This is a genomic window from Alteromonas sp. 14N.309.X.WAT.G.H12 (genome assembly GCF_036697315.1).
Classification (GTDB): domain Bacteria; phylum Pseudomonadota; class Gammaproteobacteria; order Enterobacterales; family Alteromonadaceae; genus Alteromonas.
On the sequence record NZ_JBAHZB010000005.1, the window covers coordinates 34,030 to 40,029 of the forward strand.

A 6,000-nucleotide genomic window follows, 5' to 3' on the forward strand; every position below is an offset into this window, starting at 1 on the left:
CCAAAAGTCTCTATATATTGAATTTGTTGAAAATTTTCTACACTTTAATCTGGTCTGATGAGTTTGGAAAATAACGAGTCGTTATAATTATGCCGTTAATATGTAAACAAAAGCGGGGAAATTATCATCAAATATGATCCCATTTCCCGCTATATTCACCATGGATGCGCGACCCATCTTAGTGGTTAGACCAGCCAGCCAGATAAGGTAAGCACCGCGGTGGCCACCAGTAGAAAAAGAATATTCCGTTTCGCTAGACGCACACCAGCAAGTACATGGCTACAGGCCATTAACTTGTTACATGTCGCGCAGTCTTTTGGCTCAATAATTTCTGCCTGACGTCCCACCCGCCACAAAAACTGTTGGCTTTCCATGTGGCCTTGAAACAGGTATTCAAGCCACACCGGCAACGCCTTTGAAAAATGTCCCACCACCAGAAAACCAAAGGCGGTAATACGCACCGGGATCCATTCAAGGTAGTGTAACAGCGACCCGCTATGCTCAGCACAAGGCCAGTCCGCAGCAATGAAATAACGGTGGGCTTCCCGCACTGTCATATATAGCAGTGCACCTGGCGCCCCCAATACAATAAAGAAGATGATCACAGCAGCATAAAACTGAAAATTCGCCAGTAACAACAGCCGTTGAATTTGTGTACCATCGTCGGCCACATCACTGTTATCTTCCTGTCCAACTAGCCCTTTATGTAATTGTCGGGCGTATAGATCACAGGCCTCACTGTCTTCTCGCTGGGCTGCTTGCAACCAACTTTTATAGGTATGACGGGAAGCCCTGCATCCTAAGGCAAGGAACACAATGACAGTTTGCACTATAAATGTAGTAAAATTACCAAATAGCACACATTCTAAGCCCATCAATACCAACGCGGGCACCAGCAATCCAAGCCATACCCGCCATTTCCCCGCTTTGCCATCGCTTTTTTTACATACGGCCCCTAAGGTTTTTTCCGTTACCCAGGTGGAACGCCAATAATCCGGTCGGGTTATTAGCCTGTCTAATCCAATGGCGATTAATAAACTGATAAGTATCACTTTACTGTCCTTTATTAGAGATTGCTGCGTGGTTTATTGCATAACGATAAATCACCATAAGACGGATGAACGTCAATAGCAAATAGCCGCACTAAGTTTACGGCGCGCCATTGCCTTACTCTAGGATAGCTTTATTATCATCGGTTAGGGTAGTCAAGTTAAGTGGTGTGATGAGTAGCCATCAACAAGCAGGAAAATGGATGTATATACTGGCCTGGGTATGTGGGTTAGGTCTGTTGACCTATGTGTTCAGCGATATGCTGGCCCGCCAGGCCAATCCGAACCAGCAACCGGAATCGGTACGAATAGCCAATCAAACCGAAGTGAGGTTAAAACAAAACCGCGCCGGTCATTATGTGACTACCGGCACCATAAACGGTGTGCCGGTGGAATTTTTAGTGGATACCGGCGCCACCGATGTGGCAATTCCTGCCCACCTGCAACAACAACTTGGTTTACAAGTGCAAGGTAGCGGCTTGGCACAAACCGCCAATGGCGTAGTGCGGGTTAGCCGTACCACCCTAGATTCTGTTACTATCGGCGACATTGAAATAAGAAACGTCCGCGCTAACTTAAACCCCGGTATGAACGATAACCAGATTTTACTGGGCATGAGCGTTTTATCCCAACTGGAGTTTACCCAACGCGGTGATTGGTTAATATTGCGAACCCTTTAAGAGCACGAATAGACATGATGACGCAACCTTCAGCAGACAGCATCCGCGCGCAGGTTAATCTTGCGCTAGCCGAAGATCTGGGCGGCACGCCCGATCCCGCCTTTGACATCACGGCGAACCTTATTGATAGCAGCACCCAAGCAGAAGCAACGGTGATCACCCGGGAAGACTGCATTGTTTGCGGTATCGATTGGGCACACGCGGCGTTTAGCTTGGTCGATCCCACCATCACCCTTACCTGGCATGTGGCCGATGGCGACAGTGCCAAAGCCGGTGATACCTTGTTAAGTTTATCGGGCCCGGCTAGAGGGATCCTCACCGCCGAGCGCACCGCCCTTAACTTTTTGCAAACCCTTTCGGCCACGGCCACCGCTGCCCACGAATATGCTTCACTGCTAGCAGACAGCCAAACCCGTATTCTTGATACCCGTAAAACCCTACCCGGTTTACGCTTGGCACAAAAATATGCCGTTGCCTGCGGTGGCGGTGTCAACCACCGTATTGGTTTGTTCGATGCCTACCTTATAAAGGAAAACCACATTTTTGCTTGTGGCTCCATTGAAAAGGCCGTCGCCACGGCCAAGTCCATGAACCCAAACAAACCGGTAGAAGTTGAAGTGGAAAGCCTTGAAGAGCTGGAACAGGCGTTATCCGCCGGGGCTGATATCATAATGTTGGATAATTTCACCAATGATCAGATCCGAAGCGCAGTGGCAAGCACAAAAGGGCGCAGTAAACTGGAAGTCTCTGGCAATATTACGAAAGAAAGACTGGGATCCTTGGCTAATTTAGGGGTTGACTATATATCTTCAGGGGCATTAACCAAGCATATACAAGCGGTAGATCTGTCGCTTCGGGTAACGTTAAAGTAAAGAATTCCTCTTAAAAATCAATAAGGTGGATATCTTTACCTTCTCTCCTTTAGGTATCCACCCAATCCCCTTAGATCGCCGTTTACCATTCATATGTATATTTCTGAATACTTGTCAGGTAGGGATCTCGGCATATACTGAGAATCAAGTACCGGGGGCGTTGTAAAGGACGACTCAGGTATAAAACGTAACTTTGAATGCATAAGTTTAATTTAGCGTATTATACGCACACCCGGAGAGAAACCATGAAAAACTTCACTAAATCTAACCAAAACCAAAAAGGTTTTACCCTAATCGAACTCATGATCGTGGTCGCGATCATCGGTATCCTGGCTGCTGTAGCATTGCCAGCATATAATAACTATACAAAGAAAGCCCGCTTTTCTGAAGTGGTATTAGCGGCTCAAGCCTTTAAAACTGCCATTGAAGTCTGCGTACAAGCGGAGGGGGATCTAACTGAATGTGAGGCTAGTGAAAATGGTGTTCCGAGTAACCTAAGTGGTGGTGTATCCACATACGTCAACGCTGTAACATGGACACCAGCATCTGCAACAGTTGGCTCTATAGTGGTAACTCCAGAGGCCGAAGGTGGTCTGCTAGCATCCGAAACTTATACCCTTAAAGGTACATACGATACTGATAAAGGTTTAATTACATGGGCAGAAACCTGTGCCAACACTGATTACTGCTAATTAGTTAAGTTTACCTCAGCCCGAGTATCGTACTCGGGCTTTTTTAGGGAGTAAAAGTCATGGCTAAAACTGCAGAAATTTTTATATGGCAAGGCAAAGACAAACAGGGAAGTAACAGAAAAGGCGAAATTTCAGCTATTAGTCTCCTAGAAGCCAAAAACCTCCTTCGTCGTCAGGGCATCTCAGCCCACAAAGTAAAAAAACAACCTAGGTCCTTATTCGGTGGCGGTAAAAAAATTAACGCCAAAGACATTTGTGTCATCTCCCGGCAAATTGCCACCATGTTAAACGCCGGTGTTACCCTTATTCAGTCCTTAGAAATGATAGCCCAGGGCCACGATAAACCAGCCATGCGCAAACTGTTAGGCGAGATTACCGATGAAGTGAAAGCCGGTAACCCCCTATCCAGCGCACTACGTAAACACCCCTTATATTTTGAAGATTTGTATTGCGACCTCGTTAAAACCGGTGAGCAATCCGGCGCCCTTGAAACCATTTATGACCGTATTGCTACCTATAAAGAAAAGGCCGAAGCCTTAAAATCGAAAATTAAAAAAGCCATGTTTTACCCCATTGCGGTGGTAGTAGTGGCTTTTATTGTCACCACCATCTTACTGGTGTTTGTGGTGCCCCAATTTGAAGAAATCTTCTCTAGCTTTGGTGCCGAATTACCGGCCTTTACGCAGTTGGTACTGGGCATTTCCCGTTTTGTGCAGGATTACGGCATTTTTATTGCCATGGCCATGGTGGCTGCGGCCATATTGTTTATTCGCGCCCACCGAAAATCCCCCAAATTGCGGGATAACGTAGATAAGCTAATTTTAAAAATTCCCGTGGTCGGGGCAATTTTAAAAAAAGCGGCGGTGGCCCGTTTTGCCCGTACCCTATCGACCACCTTTGCTGCCGGGGTGCCCTTAATTGGCGCCCTGGACTCTGCCGCCGGCGCCGCAGGCAATGCGGTATACCGGGATGCCATCCAATTTATTAAAAAAGAAGTGGCGGGCGGTATGCAAATGAATACCGCCATGCGGGCCACCAATGTGTTCCCCGATATGGTCACCCAAATGGTGGCCATTGGCGAGGAATCCGGCGCGGTGGATGAAATGCTATCAAAAATTGCCACCATTTATGAAGCCGAAGTGGATGATATGGTGGATGGCCTTACCAGCCTGCTCGAGCCTATGATTATGGCAGTACTGGGCGTTATCATAGGCGGATTGATTATTGCCATGTACTTGCCAATCTTTGACATGGGTAACGTGGTATAAGACCAAAGGCCCTTATACCCACCCTACCTTTATAAAAATAAAAGAATATTTGTCGTTGAGACAAACCGCTAATTCAGGCAGTCTTAGCAAGGTTAATCACATCATTATAAGCAGTTATATAAGCACTTATGGACGCCATACTTTCATTAATGCAGCAAAGCCTGCCTACGTTTCTTATTAGCGTTTTTATTTTTAGTTTGCTGGTGGGCAGTTTTTTAAATGTGGTGATCTACCGCTTGCCCATTATGATGGAACGGGCCTGGAAAGCCGAATACCAGAGCTATTTTCACAGCGACGATCTCAATGAGGCTACCACCGTCCCGCCCTTCAACCTAGTAAAGCCAGACAGTACCTGCCCTCACTGCCAGCACAAAATTCGTGCCTGGGAGAATATCCCCCTCATCAGTTATTTGTTTTTAGGCGGCAAGTGCGCAAACTGCAAGGCGTCCATTTCTATACGTTACCCACTGGTAGAGCTGTTCACCGCCCTTGTGGCCACCTTTAGCGCTTGGCATTTTGGTGCTACTAGCCAAGGGGTATGGGCCATATTCATTGTGTTTGTGTTGATTGCCCTGCTTTTTATCGATTTAGACAAAATGTTATTGCCCGACCAGCTAACCTTGCCGTTAGTGTGGCTAGGCTTATTGTTAAGCACCCAATCGGTATTTGTCAGCCCTGTGGATGCCATTATCGGCGCTGCCGTAGGCTACATGAGCCTATGGTGCGTGTATTGGGCCTTTAAACTGCTTACCGGTAAGGAAGGCATGGGCTATGGTGATTTTAAACTATTAGCCGCCCTAGGTGCCTTTACCGGCTGGCAGGGCTTGCCCATTATTATTTTACTTTCCTCGGTAGTGGGCGCATGTGTGGGTATTGTGCTTATGATAAGCCAGCGCAAAGGGCAGTCTGTGGCCATTCCCTTTGGCCCTTATTTGGCCGTGGCGGGTTATTTAACCTTATTGTATAAAACCCCCATCACTAACATGTATCTGGCTTGGGTGTTTGGATCATGAGTGCGCCCTTTGTTGTGGGGTTAACCGGCGGTATCGGCAGCGGCAAATCCGCTGTCAGCGATTTATTTGCCGCGAGAGGCATTGATGTGGTGGATGCCGATGTTGTTGCCAGAGAGGTAGTGGCCCCTGGACAACCTGCGCTAAAGCAGATTATTAGCCACTTTGGGAAGAGTATTCTTACCCAGGACGGCGCCCTAAACCGGGCTAAACTCCGTCAGATTGTGTTTAACAATACCGCCCACAAACAATGGCTGGATAACTTACTGCACCCGGCTATTCGAACAGCCATGAACGAACAGCTTGCCCAATCGAAACCCCCTTACGTGATTTTTTCTGTTCCCTTGCTTATAGAAAACAAGCTGGATGCACTGACGAACCGGGTTTTGGTGGTGGATTGTGATGAAAACACCCAGTTAACTCGTGCCC

At 47.2% G+C, this 6,000-nt stretch carries 7 protein-coding genes; 6 read left to right on the forward strand and 1 reads right to left on the reverse strand.

What is annotated here, in order from left to right; all coding sequences use genetic code 11:
- Positions 1 to 185: 185 nt before the first annotated feature.
- Positions 186 to 1,052 (reverse strand): regulatory signaling modulator protein AmpE, encoded by an 867-nt coding sequence (ampE, locus tag V5298_RS03875; protein WP_332930157.1) that lies wholly within the window; start codon positions 1,050 to 1,052, stop codon positions 186 to 188.
- Between the two features lie 170 nt (positions 1,053 to 1,222).
- On the opposite strand from ampE, the gene V5298_RS03880 reads away from it, so the two are divergent.
- From V5298_RS03880 to coaE, 6 genes are all read left to right on the forward strand, one after another.
- On the forward strand, positions 1,223 to 1,729 hold the full coding sequence (locus tag V5298_RS03880; RefSeq protein ID WP_332930158.1) for a retropepsin-like aspartic protease family protein: 507 nt from the start codon (positions 1,223 to 1,225) through the stop codon (positions 1,727 to 1,729).
- Between the two features lie 17 nt (positions 1,730 to 1,746).
- A complete protein-coding gene (nadC, locus tag V5298_RS03885; RefSeq protein ID WP_332930210.1) occupies positions 1,747 to 2,601 on the forward strand; it encodes a carboxylating nicotinate-nucleotide diphosphorylase in 855 nt (284 codons plus the stop codon).
- Between the two features lie 245 nt (positions 2,602 to 2,846).
- Positions 2,847 to 3,293: a pilin gene (locus V5298_RS03890; protein ID WP_332930159.1), complete on the forward strand. Its 447-nt coding sequence runs from the start codon at positions 2,847 to 2,849 to the stop codon at positions 3,291 to 3,293.
- 59 nt (positions 3,294 to 3,352) lie between these two features.
- A complete protein-coding gene (locus V5298_RS03895; RefSeq protein ID WP_332930160.1) occupies positions 3,353 to 4,561 on the forward strand; it encodes a type II secretion system F family protein in 1,209 nt (402 codons plus the stop codon).
- Between the two features lie 128 nt (positions 4,562 to 4,689).
- A complete protein-coding gene (locus V5298_RS03900; protein WP_332930161.1) occupies positions 4,690 to 5,574 on the forward strand; it encodes an A24 family peptidase in 885 nt (294 codons plus the stop codon).
- A partial coding sequence (gene coaE / locus V5298_RS03905; protein WP_332930162.1) for a dephospho-CoA kinase occupies positions 5,571 to 6,000 on the forward strand: 430 nt, incomplete at its 3' end. The genes V5298_RS03900 and coaE, both read left to right, overlap by 4 nt.